24 protein-coding genes, 1 tRNA gene and 1 riboswitch are annotated in these 21,924 nt (G+C 56.0%); of the genes, 17 read left to right on the top strand and 8 right to left on the bottom strand.

All coding sequences use genetic code 11. The features are described 5' to 3' along the window. Positions 1-192 precede the first annotated feature (192 nt). From PGS25_RS04265 to sigK, 4 genes are all read right to left on the bottom strand, one after another. A complete protein-coding gene (locus PGS25_RS04265; RefSeq protein ID WP_270417804.1) occupies positions 193-1,947 on the bottom strand; it encodes a 1-deoxy-D-xylulose-5-phosphate synthase in 1,755 nt (584 codons plus the stop codon). A gap of 121 nt (positions 1,948-2,068) precedes the next feature. Next, positions 2,069-2,533, bottom strand: coding sequence for a zinc ribbon domain-containing protein (locus PGS25_RS04260; protein WP_202183504.1), 465 nt, complete (start codon positions 2,531-2,533; stop codon positions 2,069-2,071). 124 nt (positions 2,534-2,657) lie between these two features. Beyond that, positions 2,658-2,731, bottom strand: a tRNA-Gln gene (locus PGS25_RS04255). A gap of 134 nt (positions 2,732-2,865) precedes the next feature. Beyond that, a complete protein-coding gene (gene sigK, locus PGS25_RS04250) occupies positions 2,866-3,573 on the bottom strand; it encodes an RNA polymerase sporulation sigma factor SigK (RefSeq protein WP_110435350.1) in 708 nt (235 codons plus the stop codon). Positions 3,574-3,917: 344 nt separating this feature from the next. Between sigK and yajC the strand changes: the two genes are divergently transcribed. The 11 genes from yajC to PGS25_RS04195 all read left to right on the top strand — a co-directional run bounded on the left by yajC (position 3,918) and on the right by PGS25_RS04195 (position 12,996). Continuing rightward, positions 3,918-4,271 (top strand): preprotein translocase subunit YajC, encoded by a 354-nt coding sequence (yajC, locus tag PGS25_RS04245; protein WP_242988051.1) that lies wholly within the window; start codon positions 3,918-3,920, stop codon positions 4,269-4,271. 60 nt (positions 4,272-4,331) lie between these two features. Next, the gene (locus PGS25_RS04240; RefSeq protein WP_117751058.1) at positions 4,332-4,748 is read left to right on the top strand and encodes a TIGR04086 family membrane protein; all 417 of its coding nucleotides are present in this window, start codon (positions 4,332-4,334) and stop codon (positions 4,746-4,748) included. Positions 4,749-4,760: 12 nt separating this feature from the next. Further along, positions 4,761-4,904: a six-cysteine ranthipeptide SCIFF gene (scfA, locus tag PGS25_RS04235; protein WP_110435348.1), complete on the top strand. Its 144-nt coding sequence runs from the start codon at positions 4,761-4,763 to the stop codon at positions 4,902-4,904. A gap of 70 nt (positions 4,905-4,974) precedes the next feature. Continuing rightward, positions 4,975-6,354 carry a thioether cross-link-forming SCIFF peptide maturase gene (gene scfB / locus PGS25_RS04230; protein ID WP_118728816.1) on the top strand — a complete coding sequence of 460 codons (1,380 nt, stop codon included), beginning with the start codon at positions 4,975-4,977 and terminating at the stop codon, positions 6,352-6,354. A 98-nt stretch (positions 6,355-6,452) separates the two neighbouring features. Next, on the top strand, positions 6,453-6,947 hold the full coding sequence (locus PGS25_RS04225) for an NAD(P)-binding domain-containing protein (protein WP_118478096.1): 495 nt from the start codon (positions 6,453-6,455) through the stop codon (positions 6,945-6,947). A 71-nt stretch (positions 6,948-7,018) separates the two neighbouring features. Then, entirely contained in the window at positions 7,019-7,552 is a 534-nt protein-coding gene (locus PGS25_RS04220; RefSeq protein WP_118728818.1) for a hypothetical protein, read from the top strand. 338 nt (positions 7,553-7,890) lie between these two features. Then, entirely contained in the window at positions 7,891-8,355 is a 465-nt protein-coding gene (locus tag PGS25_RS04215; RefSeq protein WP_118359970.1) for a MarR family winged helix-turn-helix transcriptional regulator, read from the top strand. Further along, complete coding sequence (locus PGS25_RS04210) at positions 8,348-9,298, top strand: AEC family transporter (RefSeq protein ID WP_118284652.1); 951 nt, start codon at positions 8,348-8,350, stop codon at positions 9,296-9,298. Before PGS25_RS04215 ends, PGS25_RS04210 begins: the two co-directional genes overlap by 8 nt. Positions 9,299-9,995: 697 nt before the next feature. Further along, positions 9,996-11,402, top strand: coding sequence for a MocR-like pyridoxine biosynthesis transcription factor PdxR (gene pdxR, locus PGS25_RS04205; RefSeq protein ID WP_270417803.1), 1,407 nt, complete (start codon positions 9,996-9,998; stop codon positions 11,400-11,402). 87 nt (positions 11,403-11,489) lie between these two features. Further along, positions 11,490-11,990, top strand: a complete 501-nt coding sequence (locus tag PGS25_RS04200) for an RNA polymerase sigma factor (RefSeq protein ID WP_270417802.1) — start codon at positions 11,490-11,492, stop codon at positions 11,988-11,990. Beyond that, complete coding sequence (locus PGS25_RS04195; protein ID WP_270417801.1) at positions 11,956-12,996, top strand: hypothetical protein; 1,041 nt, start codon at positions 11,956-11,958, stop codon at positions 12,994-12,996. Before PGS25_RS04200 ends, PGS25_RS04195 begins: the two co-directional genes overlap by 35 nt. 34 nt (positions 12,997-13,030) lie before the next feature. Here the strand turns inward: PGS25_RS04195 and dinB are convergent, their stop codons facing one another. After that, entirely contained in the window at positions 13,031-14,245 is a 1,215-nt protein-coding gene (gene dinB, locus PGS25_RS04190; RefSeq protein ID WP_270417800.1) for a DNA polymerase IV, read from the bottom strand. Positions 14,246-14,343: 98 nt separating this feature from the next. Beyond that, positions 14,344-14,446: riboswitch (TPP riboswitch) on the top strand. Positions 14,447-14,519: 73 nt separating this feature from the next. Here dinB and thiS point away from each other — a divergent pair. Together thiS and thiF are read left to right on the top strand one after the other, a co-directional pair. After that, the gene (thiS, locus tag PGS25_RS04185; RefSeq protein ID WP_199720411.1) at positions 14,520-14,714 is read left to right on the top strand and encodes a sulfur carrier protein ThiS; all 195 of its coding nucleotides are present in this window, start codon (positions 14,520-14,522) and stop codon (positions 14,712-14,714) included. Between the two features lie 205 nt (positions 14,715-14,919). Further along, entirely contained in the window at positions 14,920-15,555 is a 636-nt protein-coding gene (gene thiF, locus PGS25_RS04180; RefSeq protein ID WP_117751049.1) for a sulfur carrier protein ThiS adenylyltransferase ThiF, read from the top strand. Positions 15,556-15,602: 47 nt separating this feature from the next. Here thiF and mscL read toward each other — a convergent pair whose 3' ends face one another. After that, positions 15,603-16,016 carry a large conductance mechanosensitive channel protein MscL gene (mscL, locus tag PGS25_RS04175; RefSeq protein ID WP_188886527.1) on the bottom strand — a complete coding sequence of 138 codons (414 nt, stop codon included), beginning with the start codon at positions 16,014-16,016 and terminating at the stop codon, positions 15,603-15,605. Between the two features lie 78 nt (positions 16,017-16,094). Here mscL and PGS25_RS04170 point away from each other — a divergent pair, with 78 nt between their 5' ends. The 3 genes from PGS25_RS04170 (at position 16,095) to thiC (ending at position 19,937) form a co-directional block, all read left to right on the top strand. Further along, positions 16,095-16,859 (top strand): thiazole synthase, encoded by a 765-nt coding sequence (locus PGS25_RS04170; protein WP_116704713.1) that lies wholly within the window; start codon positions 16,095-16,097, stop codon positions 16,857-16,859. A gap of 211 nt (positions 16,860-17,070) precedes the next feature. Beyond that, positions 17,071-18,261, top strand: a complete 1,191-nt coding sequence (gene thiH, locus PGS25_RS04165; RefSeq protein WP_442861201.1) for a 2-iminoacetate synthase ThiH — start codon at positions 17,071-17,073, stop codon at positions 18,259-18,261. A 353-nt stretch (positions 18,262-18,614) separates the two neighbouring features. Further along, entirely contained in the window at positions 18,615-19,937 is a 1,323-nt protein-coding gene (gene thiC / locus PGS25_RS04160; RefSeq protein ID WP_118760816.1) for a phosphomethylpyrimidine synthase ThiC, read from the top strand. A 241-nt stretch (positions 19,938-20,178) separates the two neighbouring features. Here thiC and PGS25_RS04155 read toward each other — a convergent pair whose 3' ends face one another. Both PGS25_RS04155 and PGS25_RS04150 read right to left on the bottom strand, forming a co-directional pair. Beyond that, complete coding sequence (locus PGS25_RS04155; protein WP_270417799.1) at positions 20,179-20,496, bottom strand: RNA polymerase sigma factor; 318 nt, start codon at positions 20,494-20,496, stop codon at positions 20,179-20,181. Continuing rightward, the gene (locus PGS25_RS04150; protein ID WP_118359956.1) at positions 20,474-20,716 is read right to left on the bottom strand and encodes a hypothetical protein; all 243 of its coding nucleotides are present in this window, start codon (positions 20,714-20,716) and stop codon (positions 20,474-20,476) included. The genes PGS25_RS04155 and PGS25_RS04150 overlap by 23 nt, the downstream gene beginning before the upstream one ends. Before the next feature lie 156 nt (positions 20,717-20,872). Between PGS25_RS04150 and spoIID the strand changes: the two genes are divergently transcribed. Next, a complete protein-coding gene (gene spoIID, locus PGS25_RS04145) occupies positions 20,873-21,832 on the top strand; it encodes a stage II sporulation protein D (protein ID WP_270417798.1) in 960 nt (319 codons plus the stop codon). Positions 21,833-21,924 lie beyond the last annotated feature (92 nt).

Genomic DNA, 21,924 nt, shown 5'->3' with positions numbered 1-21,924 from the left:
GACAAGCAGGAACGGACCGTGGGCCGTTCCAAAGTCGTCCGAAAGTTCCTATTCAGAAACTTTCTCCCTCCAGAAGTAAAAAAACCGAACGCTATCCTTGCGCGGCTTTTTGGCCGCACTGCGTGGCGCATGTCCTCGGTTTTCTTGCATTTGCAGAGCAAATGCTATTTTATGCGCGCTTACGCGCGATTTTTAGAGAACCTTCTCCACATCCTCCGCAATCTGTTCTACGGTGAGATGATTGTCCTTCAGTACCTCGTCTACGTCATAGCGGTCGAGGAACTCCTTCTTGAGACCAAAGTTCAGTACCTTCATGTCAGAGTCGCCGTAGAAACGCGCAATCTTCTCACCGAAGCCGCCGTCGAGTACGCCGTCCTCGAGGGTGATGACCACATCGTGCTCCGCCTTGAGGCTCTCGAGCAGGTCAGTATCCACGCCGGTGATATAGTACGGGTTGATAAGAGTCGGCTGTACGCCGGTCTTTTCCTTGATGAGCGCCGCCGCCTGCTCACCGAGCGGGTAGAACGAACCCAGACCGATGACAGCGACCTTTGCGCCCTTCTCCTTAACCTCGTAGGTGTTCAGCCTGCCGAAGTCCTTGGTAACAGCCTTTCCGTCCGAAACCAGTGCGCCGCCCGGCATGCGGATAACGACCGGATGCTCGTTCTGCTCAATGCTCCAGTCGAGCATTGCCAGATATTCTTCCTTGGTAGTCGGCGCCAGATAAATTAGGTTGGGGATGTTCGCCAGCATCGGAATGTCGTACAGACCGAGATGCGTTACATCGTTCATGCCGTAAACCGAGCCCCACGCAACGATAATGGTAGCTGCGTTGCTGTTGATGCACAGGTCCTGCGAAATCTGGTCATAAGCGCGCTGAATGAACGTGCTGTACACGCCGTAGACCGGTTTGCCGCCGTTTGCCGCGATACCGGACGCCAGCGCGACCGCGTTCTCCTCGGCGATGCCTACGTCGATAAACTGCCTGCCTGCCTTCTTGCGCATCTCCTCGGTGAAGCCAAGCACGGTCGGCGTACCCGAGGTGATCATGCACACAGACGGATCGGCCTGCATCTTCTTCATCATAAAGTCGAGCGTGATGCTCTCGTAGCACTCGCCGCTTATGTCCATCAGCGGCTCGCCGGTCTCCGGATGGAACGGAGCGCAGTAGTGCCATGCCTCCCTGTGCTGCTCGGCAGGCGCATAGCCCTTGCCTTTCTGGGTGACGATGTGCACAATAACCGGCTGCCTGCTGTCCTTTACGGCCTTAAATGCCTCGATCAGCGAAGCAATATCGTTGCCGTCGGCTACAAAGCGGTAATCCAGACCCATCGCACGGAACAGGTTGCACTCGGCCTTGCCGCCCGTCTCGCGCAGCAGGCACAGGTTCTGATACAGACCGCCGTGATTCTCCGCGATGGACATATCGTTGTCGTTGACAAGGATAATCAGGTTTCCGTCCAGCTCTGCCGCATAGTTGAGTGCTTCGAGCGCTTCGCCGCCGCTGAGCGAACCGTCGCCGATGATAGCGACCACGTTGCCGCCCTCACCCTTGAGGTCGCGGCCCTTGGCCAGACCGCAGGCCAGACTGACCGAGGTGGAGGTGTGACCGATGGTGAAATGGTCGTGCTCGCTCTCGTGCGGGCTGCTGTAGCCGGAAACGTCGTCGTAGTGCTCCTCGTAGAGAAAAGCGTCCTTGCGGCCGGTCAGCATCTTGTGCGGATAGGACTGGTGGGAAACATCGAATACAAACTTATCCTTCGGGGACTCGAATACATAGTGCAGTGCGATGGTTGCCTCTACCATGCCGAAATTCGGACCGAAATGGCCGCCGTGACGGCTCAGCTTGGTCAGCAGTGCATCACGTATTTCGGACGCAAGCACGGTCATCTGCTTAATGTTCAGCTTCTTCACGTCAGCGGGACCGTTGATGTTCTCGATATACATAGTTTTCCTCCTGAATATTTTTTCTAAACTCACTCTATCACTTGGAGTGTGCTCCAAGTCAAGCGGTTTTACGAAAAATTATGCAAAAAATAAGAGCACCTGATATCAGGTGCCTTAATGCTCAAATAGATGCGGAAAATGCTTCTCCATTCACCGTCCAGTGCGCTTTTCCGTCCTGTACATACAGCTCGGAGCCGCCGCGTCTGCAGCCGGCATTCAGGAAAACAGCTGTGCCGTCCGGATTCAGGCGGTAGAGATTGTAGCCAAAGTCCTCGGCAGCGCGGTAACGCGCGGTGTGCCCGAACACAAAGCCGACCAACGTGCCGTCGTCCAGAGAAACATAGTTGGTAAAATCAAAGCCCGCATACGGCGTCGCGCCAAGCTCGGACTGCTTCATCAGACCGCGCTCGCGCTGATAGGCAGGGGACTCGAGATAAGCCATACTGTTCGGATACAGCATCGCGTACGAGGGATATTTTTTGCCGGAGGGGACAGCACCTGCGCCGACCTCACCGACCTTTGTGCCGCAGTTCATGCAGAATTTTGCGCCGTCCGGCAGCTGCGTGCCGCAGTTCATGCAAAACATGGTAATCGCTCCTTTACATATACTTTAGTATATCGGGAGAGAGACCGTCTGTCAAATAGCCGTCACAGGAAAACCACGAAAAGGAAAAAGAAAAACCGTCTTTTCAAAAAAAGACGGTTTTCGGTGGCAGCCGAAGAAGGATTCGAACCCTCACAAACAGAGTCAGAGTCTGTCGTGCTACCTTTACACAATTCGGCTATTTGTTAAGTTTTGCTGTCGTTTTTGATGACTCATCGCTGACGACTTGTTTAGTATATATCAAAATTCGAGATTCGTCAACCCCTTTTTTCAAAAAAATTAAAATTTTTTTCGGAAGGGGACAACCGCCGCTTTTACGGCGGCCGTCCCTCGCGTTCGAGAGCCTCCCGCAGCTTTTCGAGCGCACGCTTTTCAATGCGCGAAACATAGCTGCGCGAAATACCCAGCCGCGCGGCAATCTCACGCTGCGGCAGGGGAGATGCCAGACCGATGCCGTACCGCAGGCGGATGATCTCGCGTTCCCGCGGAGAGAGACAGCCTGCCAGCGCGCGGTGCATGGCATGGTATCGGTCCTGCTCCTCAACGGCGGACAGACCGCTGTCCTCACAGCAGATGATATCCTGCAGGGCAAGCGCATTGCCATCACCGTCCGACTCGAGCGTGTCCGAGAGCGAAAGCTCGCCCGCACTCTTGCGCTTCTGCCGGAAATACATCAGCAGCTCGTTCTGGATACATTTGGAGGCGTATGTCGCCAGGCGGATATTCTTATCCGCCTTAAAGGTGTTCACCGCTTTAATCAGCCCGATCGTGCCGATGGACAGCAGATCGTCCTGCTCTGTACTTACGGCGTAATATTTTTTCACAATATGTGCTACCAGTCTGAGATTGTGCTCGATCAGCTTTTCCCGTGCCTCGGCGTCCCCGTCCTGCTGCATGCGGCGCAGCAGAACCGCCTCCTCATCGGGCGTGAGCGGCTTGGGAAACGACCCGTCCGCGCCCTGTACACGCAGCACAAAGAAGAAAAATGCGCCGCCGAGCGCAAATAAAGCAGGGAAAAGCATGGTCAGCACCTCGTTTCGATAAGATACTGCTATTTTATGCTGTGAATAGCTTAAGTAGCACAAATAAAGAGGCAGTACCGCATAATACAGCAAGAGCGATTTACGAGTAAATTTTGCGTACTGATTAGGCGCGGTTTCTTGCAATACTTTGTGTACTGCAAGAAATTGCGGCAGCGCGGATGGAACTCGCGCAAGGAACCGGGGCCGACATCAGGATACAAAATTTCCGTAAAGCGCCGCAGCTGAATTATGTGGTATTGCCTCCAAAAAGGACTTGTAATTTGACAGAATATCCAGTATAATATAGTGAGTATTTACAGCAAATTGCATAGGGAGGTGTAACCATGGTTATGGCATTGGACAAAATGCCGGCTCTGTCGGATTATGGCGCGATCATCGCGCAGTTTTTGCCGTTTGTAGTTCTGATCGTCGTATTCTACTTTTTTCTAATCCGTCCGCAGCGCAAGCGCGACAAACAGGAGCGCGATATGCGTAACTCCATCGAGATCGGTGATGAGATTTCCACCATCGGTGGTTTTATCGGCCGCGTAGTCAGCATCAAGGACGACGTTCTGGTCATCGAGTCTTCGAGCGACCGCACGAAGCTCAAGATTTACCGCTGGGCGATCCGCGGTAAGGAGGCTCCGGCGACCGAGACGGTCGAGGCGCCCAAGGAAGCAAAGAAGGACGCAAAGTAATAACCCCATTTCTTGCCGAATAGCATGACATATAAATAAAATTCGGCGGGAGGCTATGAAATGATGAGAAAAACCAATGAGGGTCAGTCGCCGGTCGGTATCCTTTTACCATCGGTGCTTGCCGGATTGCTCGGTACTCTGCTGCTGATGCTGCTCGGTGCGGTGCTCGTTCACCGCGGCACATTGGCAGAGGGTGCAATAGCGCCTTGTGCGCTGGTGTTCCTTGCACTCGGCAGTGCGCTTGCTGCATTGGTCGCTGCAAAGCGCGCAGGCGAAAAACAGTTTTACTGGTCGCTAGGCGCAGGTTTTGCGGTTTTTCTGATCCTGCTGATCGTTGCGGTGCTGCCGCTCGGTCAATCCATTCATTTTGTACGCACGGTGATCAGCCTGCTCTGCTCGTTGATCGCCTCGGCACTGGGCGGTTACGCCGGTGCCAATATGCGGAAAAAGAAGCGTTACAGCCACATCAAAAAATAGGAGGGAAATCAAATGAAGCATATTTCTACCCTGACTTCTGCAACCCTGAAGCAGACTGCAGCACACGGCGGCTGCGGCGAGTGCCAGACTTCCTGCCAGTCCGCATGCAAGACCTCTTGCACCGTGGCAAACCAGAAGTGCGAGCACGCAAAGTAATCACGCTTAAAAGGAATATGCAAGGCGCGCCTGCGGGTGCGCCTTGTTCCTGTATATCGGAGGAAAATAAATGATTCATCGTTATCAGAAAAAAGGGCTGAATTTCGTGCTCGATGTCAATTCGGGCGCGGTACATCTGCTCGATGATATCAGCTATGCAGTGTCCGGACTGCTGGATGAAAACATGGGTGATACCTGTCCGCAGAGCATCATTGACGCCCTGCCGGACTACACCGCGGACGAGATCCGCGAGGCATATGACGAGCTGTACGAGCTGAAAAAGGCCGGTCAGCTGTTCGCGCAGGATGACTACATCGACGTAAGCCGCTACATTCCGGTGAATGCACCGGTCAAGGCTCTGTGCCTGCACGTAGCGCACGACTGCAACCTGCGCTGCAAGTACTGCTTCGCATCCACTGGCGACTTTGGTCAGGGCCGCAAGATCATGCCGCCTGAGATCGCCAAGAAGGCCATCGACTTTGTTATCGCGCGTTCCGGCGTGCGTCACAACATCGAGGTCGATTTCTTCGGCGGTGAGCCGCTCATGGCGTGGGATACCGTTACCCAGACGGTCGATTATGCCCGCAGCCTGGAGGAGAAGCATAACAAGAAGTTCCGCTTCACCATCACCACCAACGGCCTGCTGCTCGATGAGGACAAGCGCAAGTACATCAACGAGAACATGGACAACTGCGTGCTGTCGCTCGACGGCCGCCGCGAGGTCAACGACGAGTTCCGCAAGACGGTAGCCGGTACGGGCAGCTACGACACCATCGTGCCCAAGTTCAAGGCACTGGTGGACGAGCGTGACCCGAACCTCGATTACTACGCGCGCGGCACGTTCACTTCGCACAATCTCGATTTTGCTGAGGATGTGCTGAGCATTGCAGATGCAGGTTTTGACCGCCTTTCCGTCGAGCCGGTAACGGCTGACCCGGGCTGCGGCTACGACTTGACCGAGGACGATCTGCCGAAGATTGAGGCCGAGTACGACCGTCTGACCGATATCATGCTCGAGCGTAAGAAGGAAGGCAAGCCGTTTACCTTCTTCCATTTCATGGTCGATCTGGATCAGGGTCCGTGCGTTGTCAAGCGTCTGCGCGGCTGCGGTGCGGGCTATGAGTATGTGGCCGTAACGCCGGACGGCGACATCTATCCCTGCCACCAGTTTGTCGGCAAGGATGAGTTCAAGCAGGGCAGTGTGCTCGACCAGTCCTTCAATATGGACATCGCGCAGAAGTTTGCCGGCATGAACATCTATTCTCGTCCGAAGTGCCAGAAGTGCTGGGCAAAGTTCTACTGCTCGGGTGGCTGCTCGGCAGCAAACTACAACATGAACCACGACATGAACGACTCCTACGACCTCGGCTGCGAGATGGAGCGTAAGCGTCTGGAATGTGCAATTTACCTAAAGGCAATGGATAAAATTTGTGCAAATCAGTCGAAGTGATGAATTGTAAAAAGAATCCGTAAAATCCGTTGCGAAACGGGCTGTTTGTGCGTATAATTGCTCTTGTATTTGTACTGCCCTGTGAAGGAGATGATATTATGCCGCAGAATGTACTGGTTTCTGTGCTTGGTGAAGGTGAATATCTTCAGAAGCTGATCCGCGCCATCCTGGAGAAGGAGGTCATACCGCAGCGCAATCTGTTCCTGTCCGCGAAGAATGCGGCGGCCTGCAAGGCTGCAGAGGGCTACGACGAGGTTCGTATCTGCGAGGACGAACTTGCTGCCGTGATCAAGAGTGAGATCGTGCTGCTCACCGCTTCGAAGCGTGAAATGCCGACCGAGCTTGCCAAGATTTCCAGCAGTTCGCAGAAGCGCGTGGTGGTTTCCGTGTGCGACAGCGAAAAGGTGGATCTTGCGTACCTGGCTGACCGCATCGCCGCTGCAACCGAGTTGATCGCGGCCGTGCTGCACCGTGACGAGGAAGGCAAGCTGTATGCAACCTACGAGATCAACAAAAAGGCACGCCCGTTCCTGCGCCAGCCCTGCAAGGACATGGTGGACGCGATGTGCGAGATGATCAACGAGGAAGGCTAAGTCCGTCTGTTGTTCTAAAAAGATAAAACCGGGAATATGCTGTTCTATGACTTTTCCAAGGGGGAAGACGTATGAACAAACAGCATATTCTCGGTTTTTTTGACGATTTGGTGCGGACGCCGGTGTTCCTGTTCCTGTGTGCGATGTTCCTGTGCGGTGCAGCGGCGGGCGGTCTGACCGGTCTGCGGGCCGGCGAAGGGGACGGCGCGGCGGTGCTTTCCGGTCTGCTGGCTGAATTGCCCGCGCATGTGGTGCAGAGCACACTGTGTGCGCTCATCTGGGTGCTGCTGCCGCTCGTGTGCGCCTTTCTGCGCCCGAGAGAGCTGCTGCTGAGTGCGGTTGCCGCAGCACGCGGCTTCGTGCTTGCCATGACCGTCGCGGTCAGCGTGGGAGAAGGAAACGCCCTCATCATCGGAGCAGCCGGCGTACCCGCCGTGCTGAGCGTCTCCGCGCTGCTTGCCGCGTGCTCGATGGTCTGGCAGGGCGGTGAAGCCACCGGACGGTATTCGCTTCGAACGTGCAGGATGCCGTATTTCCTGTGTATTACGCTCGCCGTGCTGAGCGCCCTCCTGAGGGCCGCGATAGCGGCACTGTGCAATGTGTAAGTCTGTATAAAAATGCACAAATGCACAGTGAAATGATGCAGAATTGAAAATGCCCTATCCTTGCGCAAGTTTCGTTTGTGCTGCGTATGTGACGGTTTCATTTGTTCATTATCAATGGTGCCAATCCGATAGACGGCGGGGTGAGGGCGGGCTGCCCTCACCCCGCCGTTTTCCAAACCGATTCACGACCACGTCGATTTTCCATTCTTCATTATTTAGCTCGAAAAATCCTATATCCATTGACGCAATCATTCGATTGCGCCTTTTTTGTTGCAAGCTCGACAATTTTATGCTAATATTTAGTTAGATTAACGAACTAACGGAGGGACAGCACGAACATGGAAGACGCAGAGCAGCTCAATTCCTTTCTGGTCGATGTGTTCGGCCGGATCAACAAAATCGAAGAACGTGCTATGGCCGGCGGACTGGGCAGCGCGGTGTCCATCACCGAAATCCATATCATCGAGAAGATCGGTGACAGGGAACCTGTGCGTATGAGCGAGGTTGCCAGGTCAATCGGCGTAACACTGGCCACGCTGACTGTTGCGTGCGACAAGCTGGTCTCCAAGGGACTGGTGCGCCGCGTGCGCAGCCAGGAGGACCGCCGCGTTGTCAATATCATGCTCACCGACAAGGGCAGAGCCGCCTACGAGTACCACAAGGACTTTCACGAGCGCATGATCGCGTCTTTGGTGGACACGCTCTCACCCGAGCAGACCGCGCTTTTAGCGCAGAGCTTGGAGAAACTGCAGGACTTCTTCCGCCACGAGGAAGCAGCCGTGGAGGGAGAAACCAATGGATAACCTGATATTCTGTCTGAATGCCACCGTGCCGATTTTTGCGATCATCGTGCTTGGCCGCTGGCTGCGCAGCAAAAACTTTTTCACCAAGCAGACGCTGACCGACATCGACCGTCTGTCGTTCAAGGTGCTGCTGCCGATCCTGCTGTTCCGCGATATCGCGCAGGGACGCATCACCGAGCAGTTCGACCCCGTGTTTTTCTTTTTCTGCGCGGGTGCGACGACGGTGTATTTTTTTGCCGTCTGGATCGGCGCGTCCCTCTTTCTTAAAGATAAGAGCATGGTTGGCGCGTTCACACAGGGCGCGTTCCGCGGCTCGCAGGCGATTCTGGGCGTGGCCTTTGTGCAGAATCTGTACGGCAATGCCGGTCTTGTGCCGCTGATGATCGTGGCAAGCGTGCCGCTGTACAACATCTTTTCGGTGTTGGTGCTGACTGTCACCGCGCCGGACGCACAGCAGGCGGACCACCGCGGCCTGGTCGGCAAAACGCTGCGCGGCATCATCACCAACCCGATCATACTGGGCATTTTCGCGGGTCTGCCGTTCTCGCTCCTGGCAATCGACTTTCCGCCGATGCTGGACAAGGGTCTGTCCATGCTGGGTAACTGTGCAACGCCGATGGCGCTGCTGAGCATCGGCGCGGGCTTTGAGGGCGCAAAGGCAATCAAAAAACTGGGCCCGACCTGTGCAGCCGTGTTTATCAAGCTGGTGCTGCTGAGCGTTATCTTTCTGCCGATGGGCGTGGCACTCGGCTTCCGCGAGCAGACACTGGTGGCCATCGTCATCCTGTGCGGTGCGCCGAGCACAGCGTCCGGTTATGTTATGGCGAAAAATATGGGCGGTGATCATGTGCTGTCATCGTCGATCATTGTGCTCAGCACGGCGTTGAGTGCGGTTACGCTGACATTGACGCTGTTCATTCTGCGTTCGATGGCGCTTATTTAACGTAAGGGTTTCGCCTTCGAGGCGAGGGGAACGCCGGCGGTTTCGCCGGGGAAACCCAAAGGGTAGACACCTGCGGTTTCTACCCTCTTGGGACTCCCGTTTCCCTTTGGGAAAGCACGGCGAAATTTGCAGAGCTGAGACTATGGGGGAACGGCCGTACTGTTCATCTTCCGTAGGGGAGGCCAATGGCCGCCCATTTCTCAACCGCAGATGCTCAAGCTGTTTTCTGACTGCTACACAGATCGGCGACTCTACGCTGGGTGCGGCATAACAGTGCCGCACGAATCGTTAGTCTGGAGATTGTAGACAGCACCTGCGAATATAGACACTTGGTAACATTTATCTTCGTAGGTGCCGTCTGTGATAACACGCTAACGAATTGCGCGACACGGGTATGTCGCGCCTGCTGGAAGTAGCCGGTCTGTGTAGCAGTAAGCTATCCGGGAACTGCAAATATTTTACGAAACAAACGCAAGCGTAACCCGACTGTCGTACCCCTATTTTCGCAGCGGTCGCCGGTCTCTGGTCTGCGCCAGACTATGACAGGAAACGGGTGATTCACAAGAGGGTAGAAACCTTGGTGTCTACCCTCTTGTGCGCCCGCGCGGCGTCAGCGCAGATTTCGTTCGCTTGCAAGCGATAACTCATAAAATCAGCACAGATTTTGCAAAAGACGCAAAGAAAGGAGCCTCCGACCATGCTGACTTACCACCTTAAACCGCACGATCAACAGCCGCTCTATGAGCAGCTCTACCACGCTGTCCGCGCGGACATCATGTCCGGCGCCTTGCCCGGCGGCACGCGCCTGCCGAGCAAACGCAAGCTGGCGGCCAATCTGCGCGTCAGCCAGATTACCGTGGAAACCGCCTACGGCCAGCTTGCCGCCGAAGGCTACATCGCCTCTGCGCCACGGCGCGGCTACTTTGTGCAGGAGCAGCTTGCTGTGCCGGTTTCCGAGCCACAGGAGCCATCCACACCGCCTTTGCCGCCGATTTCCGCCTCTGAGGAGACCTATCCTTACGATTTTCGCACGGATTTTGTCGATAACGGTTGCTTTCCGTTCTCCACATGGGCGCGGCTGTCGCGCAGTGTGCTGAGCGAATACTCGAGTGCGCTGCTCCGTGCGACCGACCCATGCGGCGCGGCGGAACTTCGAGAGGAGATCGTGCGATACCTGCACGACTTCCGCGGCATCAACGTCTCGCCGGACAACATCCTCATCGGCGCAGGCTCGGAGTATCTGATGCATCTTGTCATTCAGCTGCTCGGCCGCGACCGCGTGTACGCGCTCGAGAACCCCGGCTACCGCAAGCTGTACCAGATTTTCGCAGCGAACGGTGTGACCGTGCGTCCGACACCGCTGGACAAGCACGGTCTGCGTGCTGACGCGCTGACCGCGAGCGACGCATCGGTGGTATACCTTACGCCGTCGCACCATTTCCCGCTGGGCACGGTTATGACGGCTGCCCGCCGACTGGAAATTCTCCGCTGGGCGTCGGAAGCGCCCGACCGCTACATCATCGAGGATGACTACGATAGCGAATTCCGCTATGCCTCCCGCCCGATTCCGGCGTTAGGCGAGCTGGATCGGACCGGACGCGTCGTGTACGTCAACACCTTTGCGAAAAGCCTTGCCCCCGGACTGCGCATCGGCTATCTGGTGCTGCCGAATGCGCTGATGGCGCGCTATCGCGAACGGTTTTCGCGGTACTCGTCTACTGTGCCGAGCTTTGACCAGTACACGTTGGCGGCCTTCATGCACACCGGCGGCTTTGAGCGGCACATCAGCCGCAGCCGCAAGGTCTATCAGGCACGCCGCGACGCGCTCATGGCTGCGCTTGACCGCGAGCTGGCCGACCTGCCGCATGAGGTCTCGCGCTCGGAAGCCGGCCTGCACCTGCTGCTGCACATGCGCAACGGCATGCTCGAGCACGAACTTATTGAGCGCGCAAAGGCGGTCGGTGTGCGTGTTTACCCGCTTTCGGCGTACTATACGCCGCCGGTCAAGCCACCGCGAGCAACACTCGTGCTCGGCTATGCCGGTCTGACCGAACAGCAGATTGACGAGGCGGCAAAGCTGCTCAAGCAAGCCTGGACAAAATAAATGCAACCCGAAGTGCGATAAATTTCTGCGAAAATTTGTAGCACTTCGGGTTTTTATTTCGTATTACCGGTGAAAGGAGGATGGAGCATGACCGCAAAAACACCCGAACAACTCGTCAGCGTCTACGGCGACATGGTATACCGATTGGCGTATGCACAGACGCGCAGCCGTCACGATGCGGACGATATTTTTCAGGAGGTCTTTCTCCAGACCGTGCGTAAACGACCGGTTTTCGACAGTGTGGAGCACGAAAAGGCATGGCTGCTGCGGGTGACGCTCAATTGCCTGAAAAGCCACTGGCGCATGGCATGGCGGCGGCACGACACACCGCTCGATGACCGCATTCCGTTTCCTGAGCCGGAGGACAGCGTACTGGATGAAGCCCTGCGGCGGCTGACGCCCAAGTACCGCACGGCAGTGCATTTATTCTACTGCGAGGGCTACACCGCAGAGGAGATTGCGCGCATGAGCGGGGAAAAACCGTCCACGATACGCACACGGCTGACGCGCGCACGGGCACAGCTGCGCGAATTGATGAAAGGAGAACTGGACGATGGATTTTCACAAGCAGTACCGCGACATGAATGAGAATATCACGCCGAGCGACACACTGGTGCAGCAGACGATCGCCAAAATGGAGAGCGGCAGGCCGCACAGAGCGCGAAAACCGCTCAAGATCATCCTTGCGGTTGCGGCGGCACTGGCCTGCGTGAGCACCGCCGTAGCTGCCAATCAGGAGGCGGTTCTGCGGGTGCTGTACCAAATCGCGCCCGGCATGGCAGAGTACCTGCAGCCGGTCGGGCAGGTCTGCGAGGACCGGGGCGTCAAGCTGGAGGTCGTTTCGGCGGACGTGGAAGGCAGCACAGCAAAGGTTTATTTGTCGCTGACCGACACCACGGGCAGCGTGTTCGGCGATGCCGCGCCGGATATGTACGACAGCTGGCATTTGGATTATCCGCGCTTGGGCAGAACTGCACCGCTGTCCTGCGGCTGCTCGACGGTTGACTACGATCCAAGTGCCCGCACGGCAACATATTTTCTTCAAATTGACGATTTGGGAGGAGATGTTCCGGCAGGCGCGTTCAAGTTTTCGTTTAACAAGCTGCTGATTGGAAAAGTAGAGCAGGAAGATGTTCCGGTAACGGCGGATTTGTCCGCAGTGACGCAGAATGCACCGACCGAGAATCACGATATCAACGGTCTGAGTGCGTCGGATATCTCGCTGTACGAAACCATGCACGACTATGATTTTCTTGTTTCGCAGGGCACTTTGTGGCAGAGTGAGAATGGGGTATGCGCACTGATTGCTGCCGGATGGCAAAATGGAGAACTGCATTTGCATTATCGCACAGATGGTTCGCTGACGCTGGATAATCACGCAGATTTTTCGACCTTGCACCTTGCGGACGGCACGGAACTGATGTGCGAATACGCGGTATCCTACAAGGATTTTGACAATGATATTGATTACACAGAGTACGTTTTCCCGATGGCATACGAGGATGTTGCCGGCTGTACACTTACCGGTGATATCTACACCGCAAGCGACCTGATGGACGGCAGCTGGGCGGTATCCTTCCGGCTGACGCAGTAACGCAAAAATGAGGACATATCCGGCAGATATGTCCTCATTTTTTATCCGTTTTATCCTTTTTCTTCACCGAATGCGCGAACACGACTGATTTATCACCGAATTTCTGCCGCAGCGCGTCAACCGTCTGGTCAAGCTTATGCTGACGGTCGCGCTTCTGGATATCCTCGGCGGCGTCAAACAGCGAAAGCTGCTCGCACGACTGATTTTCCGGCAGCAGATTGGCTGCCGTGACCGAGAGCAGGCGCACCGGCTTGTCCATCGGCCAGTGCCCGAGCAGCAGCTGCATGGACAGGTCGATGAGCGTCCGCGTGGAGTTGGTCGGCCGCTCAAGCGTTACCTGCCGCGAGCGGTTGTGAAATTCCGGGTCGCGGATGCCGAGCTGCACGGTCTGGCACACCATGCCGCGCTTTCGCAAACGTCTGCCGACATTGTCGCACAGCGCCGTGATGCCCATGCGGCATTCGTCCGCGCCGAGCAGATTGTGCGCGAACGTCATGCTGTTGCCGACCGATTTGACTTCTCGTTCCGCGTAAAATGAGCGCACAGGCTCATCGTCCTCGCCTCTGGCGTAACGCAGCAGAAGATCGCCGTTTTTGCCCAGAATGCTGTGGATAAACGCCGGATCGCAGGCGGCAAGCTCGCCGATCGTGCGTACGCCCAGTTGGTTCAGCCGGTCGCTGGCGCGTTTGCCGACATACAGGAGCGTGTTCGCGGGCAAGGACCACACGCGCTGCTTGAAATTTCCGCGCGAAAAGACCGTCGTGCCGTCCGGCTTTTTGTAATCGCTGCCGAGTTTGGCGAACGCGCGGTTGAACGATACGCCGACCGAAATGGTCAGCCCGACCTCCTCGCGCATGCGGCGGCGCAGCTCGTCCGCGATATGCTCGCCGGAGCCGAACAGGTGCATCGAGCCGGTGACATCGAGGAAGGATTCGTCAATGCCGAACGGATCGACAAGATCGGTGTACTGCAGGTACAGCTCGTTGCACTTGCGCGAAAACTTCACATATTCGCTCCGGTGCGGTGCTACCAGCCGTAAATCCGGGCATTTTCGTTTCGCCTGCCAGATGGTCTCGGCGGTTTGTACGCCGAAGGCTTTGGCCTTCTCGTTCTTGGCGAGAATGATGCCGTGGCGGCTCTCCGGATCACCGCAGACGGCGGTCGGTCCGTCGGCGAGCGACGGGTCGAGCAGCGTTTCCACACTCGCGAAAAACGAGTTGCAGTCGCAGTGCAGAATGGTTCTGTCCATCGGTCATCATCTCCTCCCGAACGAATGTTTGCATCGTATAACTGCATTATATCCGAAAAAAATGTGCTTGACAAGTGGGAGAATGAGGTGCATACTGTATTTGCAAGCAAGGGTGCCGTGATGAGCGGCTGAGAGGGCGAGAGCCTAACCTTTTGAACCTGTTGGTTAGCACCATCGTAGGGAAGCTGTCGCATACACTTGAAATTTTAATGCTCCGGTTTTACCGCATGGTGAGACCGGAGCATTTTTTTCTTGCGGAAAAGAGGATATTTGCATGAAAGTAAACGGTAACGAACGCGCTGTTCCCGCAGAAGGAACCGTACTGGCACTGCTGAAGGAGTTGGGTCACGACCCGCAGCGTGTGGCTGTCGAGAAGAACGGCACCATCATTCCGCGCGCGCAGTTCGCGGAAGAGAAGCTGACCGATGCCGACCATCTGGAAGTCGTATGCTTTGTGGGCGGCGGCTGATATTCTTCGATTGAAACTACAGTTTCAATCGAGAGGGGACATACTGCGTAAAACGCGGATATGTCCCAAAGAAATTTGCGCGCCGCGAGCGGCACACACATTTTTTACTGGTATGAAAACCGAGATACATGCTCCCGGTTTTCATAGAAATTGCAATGCAATTTCCGATTAAATGCACGCTGCGCGTGATTACAGGAGAATTCCCATGATTTTAACCAAAGAACAACTGCATGACGCACTGGTGGAACGCCACGGCGCGGATATTCAGGCTAAGCTGGACAAGGCGTGTGTCGGCATTGCAGGTCTGGGCGGGCTTGGCTCCAACCTTGCGATCTTTCTGGCGCGGCTGGGTGTCGGTCATCTCATCCTTGTGGATTTCGATGTGGTGGACATCACCAACCTTAACCGTCAGCATTACACGATGAAAGACCTCGGCATTCCGAAAACGCTCGCGCTTGTTGAGCAGCTTGAGGCCATCAATCCCTATCTCACTTACGAGACCTACACCGAGCGGGTCGTTCCGTCCAACGTAGAGCGGCTGTTCTCCGGCTGTGATGTGGTCGTAGAGGCGTTCGACAAGCCGGACCAGAAGGCCATGCTGCTCGAGAATCTGCTTACCAGACTGCCGGAAAAGCCGGTCGTGTCGGGCAGCGGCATGGCAGGCTACGGTTCAGCGAACCTGATCAAGACCGAAAAACGCTTCGGCCATGTGTATCTCTGCGGCGACGGTACAAGCGATGTAGCCGACGGTCTCGGCCTGATGGCGCCGCGCGTAGCGGTCTGCTCGGCACATGAAGGCACGATGGTGCTGCGCCTGCTCATCGGAGAAACGGAGCCGTAAATAGAAAACGGAGAACAGAAGCCGCAGCTTTCATTCTCCGCTCTCCATTATTCTTTCGGCTGATCGGAACCGCAATGTGCACACTTGACAGCTTTGATCGGAATCTCGCTGCAGCAGAACGGGCAGACCTTGGTGGTCGGCTCTGCGGGTGCTTCCGGCTTTTTGCCGAGCGCAGTCAGCTTATTGACCGCTTTGAGCAGGCAGAACAGAACGAACGCCATGATCAAAAAGTTGATGATCGAGGTGATGAATGCACCGTAGCGCAGCTCCACACCGCCGAGGTTCAGCACGAAACCGCTTAAATCGGTGCCGCCGAACAGGCCGAGAATCGGGTTAATGAGGTTATCGGTCAGTGAAGTCACGATGCTGGTGAACGCACCGCCGATGATAACACCGATCGCCATGTCCATCACGTTGCCGCGCAGCGCGAAGGCTTTGAATTCTTCGATAAACTTTTTCACTTTTACGTTCCCCTTTCTTATTTATACTATCAGTTTATACGTTTCCCTTAAATGGGTCAAGAAAAAGGAGTTTTTCACATGAAAGATACGCTTGTAATCGGCGGACACGAGTTTCAGTCCCGCTTTATCCTTGGTTCCGGCAAGTATTCGCTCGACCTGATCAACGCTGCTGTGCAGAATGCAGGCGCACAGATCATCACGCTGGCACTGCGCCGAGCAAATGAGGGCGGCACGGCTAACATCCTCGACTATATCCCAGAGGGCGTAACGCTGCTGCCGAACACCTCGGGTGCCCGCAATGCCGACGAGGCGGTTCGTATTGCGCGCCTGTCGCGTGCGTGCGGCTGCGGCGATTTCGTCAAGATCGAAATCATGCGCGACAGCAAGTACCTGCTGCCGGATAATCAGGAGACCATCCGCGCGACCGAGATTCTCGCAAACGAAGGCTTTGTTGTCATGCCGTATATGTATCCCGATCTGAACGTTGCGCGTGATCTGGTCAACGCGGGCGCGGCCTCCATCATGCCGCTGGCGGCTCCCATCGGCACGAACAAGGGTCTTGCCACCCGCGAGTTCATCAAAATCCTGATCGACGAAATCGACCTGCCGATCATTGTAGACGCAGGCATCGGCCGTCCGTCGCAGGCTTGCGAGGCAATGGAAATGGGTGCGGCAGCCATCATGGCAAACACCGCGATTGCCACCGCAGGCGATATTCCGGCGATGGCTGAGGCGTTCAAGCAGGCGATTGAGGCAGGCCGCACGGCGTACCTTGCCGGTCTGGGCCGCGTCCGTGAGACGGCGTCGGCATCCTCTCCGCTGACCGGTTTCCTGCAGGATTAAAGTTCTCGATTGAAACCACGCTTTCAATCGAAAAAGGATATGCCGGGCAAAGCCCGGACATATCCGGCAAGAAAATTTGCGCGTCGTTACACGGCACACAAATTTTCTTCCTTGTATAAAAACGCAGGTACACGCCCCGCGTTTTTATGAAAATTGCGCCGCAATTTTCGATTAAATGCGCGCTTTGCGCGAAAACAGAAAGGTATTTGTCATGGAAAACGAAAAAACGGAGATCATCTCCGCAAAATATATCACTGAACAAACCAATCACATGGAGTACCAGCCGGGTATGGACAACATCGGCTCCGAGGTGCAGGACGAGGTCATTTCCCGCATGAACGCCTATGACGCGGATGCCTATACGGCGGCTGACGTATTGCGTGCGCTTCGCAAGGACGTTCTCTCGCCGGAGGACTTCGGCGCACTGCTGTCTCCCGCGGCGCTGCCGTTCCTTGAGCAGATGGCGCAGCGCGCACAGGCCGAAACGCGCAAGCATTTCGGCAACTCGGTGCAGATGTTCACCCCGCTGTACATCGCCAATTACTGCGAAAATTACTGCATTTACTGCGGTTTCAACTGTCACAACAAGATTCGCCGTGCCAAGCTGGATATAGACGAGATCGAACAGGAGCTGAAGGCCATCGCGGAGACCGGTCTGCAGGAAATCCTCATTCTGACCGGTGAGAGCCGTGCCATGTCGCCGGTATCCTACATCGGTGAGGCCGTTAAGCTGGCGCGCAAGTATTTCCGTGTCATCGGCATCGAGATTTATCCGCTCAACGTGGATGAGTACGCTTATCTGCATGAGTGCGGTGTGGACTACGTTACCGTATTTCAGGAGACCTATGACGACCAGAAGTACAAAACCCTGCACCTCGGCGGTCACAAGCGCATTTTCCCGTACCGCCTGAACGCACAGGAGCGTGCACTGATGGGCGGCATGCGCGGTGTCGGCTTTGCGGCGCTGCTCGGTCTGTCCGACTTCCGCAAGGATGCGTTTGCGACCGGTCTGCACGCGTATCTGCTGCAGCGCAAGTATCCGCACGCAGAGATTGCTTTCTCGTGTCCGCGCCTGCGCCCGATCATCAATAACGATAAGATTAATCCGAAGGACGTACACGAGCCGCAGCTGCTGCAGGTCGTCTGCGCCTACCGCATCTTCATGCCGTTCGCGTCCATCACTATCTCGACCCGCGAGCGGGCGGGCTTCCGCGATAATATCATCGGCATCGCCGCCACCAAGATTTCCGCAGGTGTAGACGTCGGTATCGGCGGTCACTCCGGCGAGGATAAGGGCGATGAGCAGTTCGAGATTTCGGACGGCCGCTCGGTCGATGAGGTATATCAGGCGATCTGCGATCACGGTTTACAGCCGGTTATGGCAGATTACTTATACGTTTAATACATTTCTGCTGTATTTTGCCGAAGGCAAAACAAGCAGAACAGGCGCACCGCAGTGTGCCGCATAAAATTCCCTAAGAAAGTCGGGGCGTGTACCTGACTTTCTTACCATTGCCCGCGCCGCCGCGGCGCGGCCTTGTTTGCTGTGCAAACGAGAGAGGGATATCCGGACAAGTTTCCCTGGAAACTTGTTCGGTATCTAAGGGGGACGGAGTCCCCCTTAGAACAAGGCTTGTCAGCCGCCGAAGTGCGGCAATCTGCTGAGGACAGAGCGCACCGCATGCCACTGCAGATTTATATGAAAACCGCACTCCGGAAGCAATAAATTTTATTCCGAAGGAGTATCAGTAAGCCATGAGAAATTATGCAACGCAGATGGATGCCGCAAAGCGCGGTATCGTCACGCCGGAGATCGAAACGGTCGCCAAAAAGGAAAACCGTCCGGTCGAGTTCATCATGGAACGAGTCGCAAAGGGTACGATTGCGATTCCGGCGAACATCAATCACAAAAGCCTGTCCGCAGAGGCGGTCGGCGACGGCACCCGCGTAAAGATCAATGTCAATCTCGGCATTTCGGGTGACTGCAAGGACTACGAGATGGAGCTGCGCAAGGTGCGCATGGCCGTTGACATGGGCGCGGAGTCCATCATGGACCTGTCCAACTACGGCAAGACCAACACCTTCCGCAAGCAGCTGATCGACATGTCGCCGGCGATGATCGGCACCGTGCCGATGTACGACGCGATCGGGTATCTGGAAAAGGACCTGCTCGAGATCACCGCACAGGATTTCCTCAAGGTTGTTGAGGCGCACGCCAAGGAGGGTGTGGACTTCATGACCATTCATGCGGGTATCAATCGCCGTGCGGTCGAAGCCTTTATGCGTGAGGGCCGCAAAATGAATATCGTCTCCCGCGGCGGCTCGCTGCTGTTCGCGTGGATGAAGATGACCGGCAATGAGAATCCGTTCTTCGAGTATTACGACGAGGTGCTGGACATTCTCCGCCGCTACGACGTTACCATTTCGCTGGGTGACGCACTGCGTCCGGGCTGCATTGATGATGCGTCCGACGCGGGTCAGATCAGCGAGCTGATCGAGCTGGGCAATCTTGCACAGCGTGCGTGGGCGAAGGACGTGCAGGTTATGATCGAGGGCCCCGGCCATATGGCGATGAACGAGATTGCGGCCAATATGCAGATGGAAAAGCGCCTTTGCCATGGAGCGCCTTTCTATGTCCTCGGGCCGCTCGTTACCGACATTGCACCGGGTTACGACCATATCACCTCGGCCATCGGCGGCGCCATCGCCGCACAGGCCGGCGCGAACTTCCTGTGCTACGTTACACCGGCGGAGCACCTGCGCCTGCCGGATGAAAATGACGTGCGCGAGGGCATCGTTGCCAGCAAGATCGCGGCCCATGCCGCCGATATCGCACTCGGTTTGCCCGGTGCACGTGACCGCGATAACGCAATGGCGGACGCGCGTCATAAGCTGGACTGGCCCGCGCAGTTCGCGCTGGCACTCGACCCGGAAAAGGCCGAGCGCTTCTATAATCAGGTTCCGCCGACCGAGCGTCATACTTGCTCGATGTGTGGTAAAATGTGCGCCGTGCGTACCACAAATATGATTCTTGAGGGCAAAGAAGTCAAATTCTGCTCGGAAAAGGGCGCATGCTGATGCTTCGGAATGAAAAAGAGCGGTCGGGAGACCGCTCTTTTTTGAAGCTGTCGAAAAACTAACGTTTTTCGAGCCGCCTCTCGATCAAAACCACGCTTTCGGTCGAATTCTGAAGAAAAATCGCGCCTTGCAGGCAGGATTCCGTTTGCTTCGCAAGTGTTCGATCTCGATTCGGCAATCAAACAAACAAAACCGGCACATAAGGAGAAAAAACTCTGTATGTGCCGGTTTTCGCTTGCAGCTAAGAAAAATACTGATGTCTCAGCTCCAGATTGTACGCAAGCAGCGTCCGCAGCCGCTTTTTGCCGCGGGAGCAGTGCCGCGATACCGCCGATGGACTGATCCCGAGCCGTTCGGCGCACTGCTTGCAGGATAATCCCTCCACCTCGATCATCCGCAGCACCTCGTACTGCCGCGGTGTCAGCTGCTCGCGCATGGCCCGGAAGAAGGCCGTGCGGAATGCCTGCCGGAAGCCGCGGTCGTCCTCCGCGAGCAGACCGAGATACTGTCGGTAGGCCAGCCGTGTCGCTGTGTGCTCAGACAGCGCGACAGTCCGCATGCGCGTCACCTTCTTCGCTGTGGTCGTGGTAGTGCTCCATCAGGAATACGGTCTGACGGCTCTCGTTGATCAGCGTCTGCAGGAATTTTGCGCGCTGCTTGAGCCGGTAGCGCACCTCCGGCTGACGCGTACGCTTCTGCGCCGCCTGAAGCTGCTTGATACGCAGCTCCAGCAGAGCGACATTTACACGGTATTCCTGCGCCATCTCACACAATTTCATGGCGGCCCCTCCTTACGATATACGAACAAATGTTCGATTCTTTATGTCCCTTATAATACAACATAAAGTATGAGTTGTCAATGAAAAACTATATTTTGTGTTATATTCCTAAAATTCGCATCATACATTGTGGTAGAGAGGGAAGGAGGAGATACCATGCACAGACTGCTGCTGACCGGTGTCGGGCTGGTGCTGGTGCTGTATTTGCTGCCGGTATTTTACCCAGCGGAAACGGACAAGACAGAGCCGCAGACACCCTCAGAAAGCGCCACAGCGGCAGCGACAGGCGGTTCGGACATCACGGTTCTGGTGAACGGAAAGGCACAGGAAATGCCGCTGGAGACCTATGTGGAAGGCGTGACGGCGGCAGAGATTGCGGACGATTTTCCGGTTGAAGCCATTCGCGCACAGGCGGTCGCAGCGCGGACGTACGCGGTGTATAAGCAGTCGAGAGGACGGCCGGCAGAGCATCTGGATGCGGACGTCTGCGACGATTACAGCCATTGTGCGGCATACCAGCCGGACGCGGTCAAGACGTTCAGTGTCGGCTATTCGCGGATACGCAAGGCGGTCAAGGACACGGCAGGGCAGATCCTGACCTGCGACGGTGCACCGATTGCGGCCGTGTTCCACTGCGTTAGCGGTCCGAAGACCGAGTCTGCCGCCGATGTCTGGGGCGAGGATATTCCGTATCTGCAGAGCGTGGTCAGTCCGGGCGGCACGCAGTACGCCGGATACGAGAGCGCGGTGACACTAACGGCGGATGCGTTCCGCGAAAAGGTCGCGCAGACTCTGCCCAAAGCGGATGTGAGCGGCAAGCCCGACCGCTGGTTTGCGTCCTCGGTGCGCTCGGCGGCTGGCGGCGTGAAAACCGTGAAGCTCGGTGGCGTGACCGTCGAGGGAACCGCAGTGCGGGCGCTGTTCGGCCTGCAGTCCACGAATTTCACCATCACAACCACTGAGGACAGTATTACGTTTCACACCATCGGATACGGACATGGTGTTGGTCTGTCGCAGTATGGTGCTAAATATATGGCGGAGCAGGGAAGCGATTACACAGAAATACTGGCTCACTATTATCCGCATACAGAGTTGAGATTGGAGAGCAGAGAGTGAAGAAAATGGAAAAATGAGAATGGAAAATTGCGAACCTCGTTCGCATATGAAAAGGAGCGCATTGCGCGACAAAAAAGGCAGGACATGTGCCT

The organism is Butyricicoccus sp. AM78-15b2TA, from assembly GCF_027665985.1.
GTDB classification, from domain to species: Bacteria; Bacillota; Clostridia; order Oscillospirales; family Butyricicoccaceae; genus Agathobaculum; species Agathobaculum butyriciproducens.
The sequence above is the reverse complement of the archived record's forward strand: the minus strand, read 5'-3'. Positions and strand labels throughout refer to the sequence as shown.

What these genes read in the sequence shown, in the direction of transcription:
- PGS25_RS04200 (WP_270417802.1), top strand. Translation starts at nt 11,490, where the DNA reads ATGACCGCAAAAACACCCGAACAACTCGTCAGCGTCTACGGCGACATG.
- spoIID (WP_270417798.1), top strand. Translation starts at nt 20,873, where the DNA reads ATGCACAGACTGCTGCTGACCGGTGTCGGGCTGGTGCTGGTGCTGTAT.
- scfA (WP_110435348.1), top strand. Translation starts at nt 4,761, where the DNA reads ATGAAGCATATTTCTACCCTGACTTCTGCAACCCTGAAGCAGACTGCA.
- sigK (WP_110435350.1), bottom strand. Translation starts at nt 3,573, where the DNA reads ATGCTTTTCCCTGCTTTATTTGCGCTCGGCGGCGCATTTTTCTTCTTT.
- thiH (WP_442861201.1), top strand. Translation starts at nt 17,071, where the DNA reads ATGGAAAACGAAAAAACGGAGATCATCTCCGCAAAATATATCACTGAA.
- PGS25_RS04170 (WP_116704713.1), top strand. Translation starts at nt 16,095, where the DNA reads ATGAAAGATACGCTTGTAATCGGCGGACACGAGTTTCAGTCCCGCTTT.
- PGS25_RS04225 (WP_118478096.1), top strand. Translation starts at nt 6,453, where the DNA reads ATGCCGCAGAATGTACTGGTTTCTGTGCTTGGTGAAGGTGAATATCTT.
- PGS25_RS04210 (WP_118284652.1), top strand. Translation starts at nt 8,348, where the DNA reads ATGGATAACCTGATATTCTGTCTGAATGCCACCGTGCCGATTTTTGCG.
- thiS (WP_199720411.1), top strand. Translation starts at nt 14,520, where the DNA reads ATGAAAGTAAACGGTAACGAACGCGCTGTTCCCGCAGAAGGAACCGTA.
- PGS25_RS04240 (WP_117751058.1), top strand. Translation starts at nt 4,332, where the DNA reads ATGATGAGAAAAACCAATGAGGGTCAGTCGCCGGTCGGTATCCTTTTA.
- PGS25_RS04260 (WP_202183504.1), bottom strand. Translation starts at nt 2,533, where the DNA reads ATGTTTTGCATGAACTGCGGCACGCAGCTGCCGGACGGCGCAAAATTC.
- PGS25_RS04155 (WP_270417799.1), bottom strand. Translation starts at nt 20,496, where the DNA reads ATGCGGACTGTCGCGCTGTCTGAGCACACAGCGACACGGCTGGCCTAC.
- scfB (WP_118728816.1), top strand. Translation starts at nt 4,975, where the DNA reads ATGATTCATCGTTATCAGAAAAAAGGGCTGAATTTCGTGCTCGATGTC.
- thiC (WP_118760816.1), top strand. Translation starts at nt 18,615, where the DNA reads ATGAGAAATTATGCAACGCAGATGGATGCCGCAAAGCGCGGTATCGTC.
- PGS25_RS04195 (WP_270417801.1), top strand. Translation starts at nt 11,956, where the DNA reads ATGGATTTTCACAAGCAGTACCGCGACATGAATGAGAATATCACGCCG.
- thiF (WP_117751049.1), top strand. Translation starts at nt 14,920, where the DNA reads ATGATTTTAACCAAAGAACAACTGCATGACGCACTGGTGGAACGCCAC.
- yajC (WP_242988051.1), top strand. Translation starts at nt 3,918, where the DNA reads ATGGTTATGGCATTGGACAAAATGCCGGCTCTGTCGGATTATGGCGCG.
- PGS25_RS04215 (WP_118359970.1), top strand. Translation starts at nt 7,891, where the DNA reads ATGGAAGACGCAGAGCAGCTCAATTCCTTTCTGGTCGATGTGTTCGGC.
- dinB (WP_270417800.1), bottom strand. Translation starts at nt 14,245, where the DNA reads ATGGACAGAACCATTCTGCACTGCGACTGCAACTCGTTTTTCGCGAGT.
- PGS25_RS04220 (WP_118728818.1), top strand. Translation starts at nt 7,019, where the DNA reads ATGAACAAACAGCATATTCTCGGTTTTTTTGACGATTTGGTGCGGACG.
- PGS25_RS04265 (WP_270417804.1), bottom strand. Translation starts at nt 1,947, where the DNA reads ATGTATATCGAGAACATCAACGGTCCCGCTGACGTGAAGAAGCTGAAC.
- PGS25_RS04150 (WP_118359956.1), bottom strand. Translation starts at nt 20,716, where the DNA reads ATGAAATTGTGTGAGATGGCGCAGGAATACCGTGTAAATGTCGCTCTG.
- pdxR (WP_270417803.1), top strand. Translation starts at nt 9,996, where the DNA reads ATGCTGACTTACCACCTTAAACCGCACGATCAACAGCCGCTCTATGAG.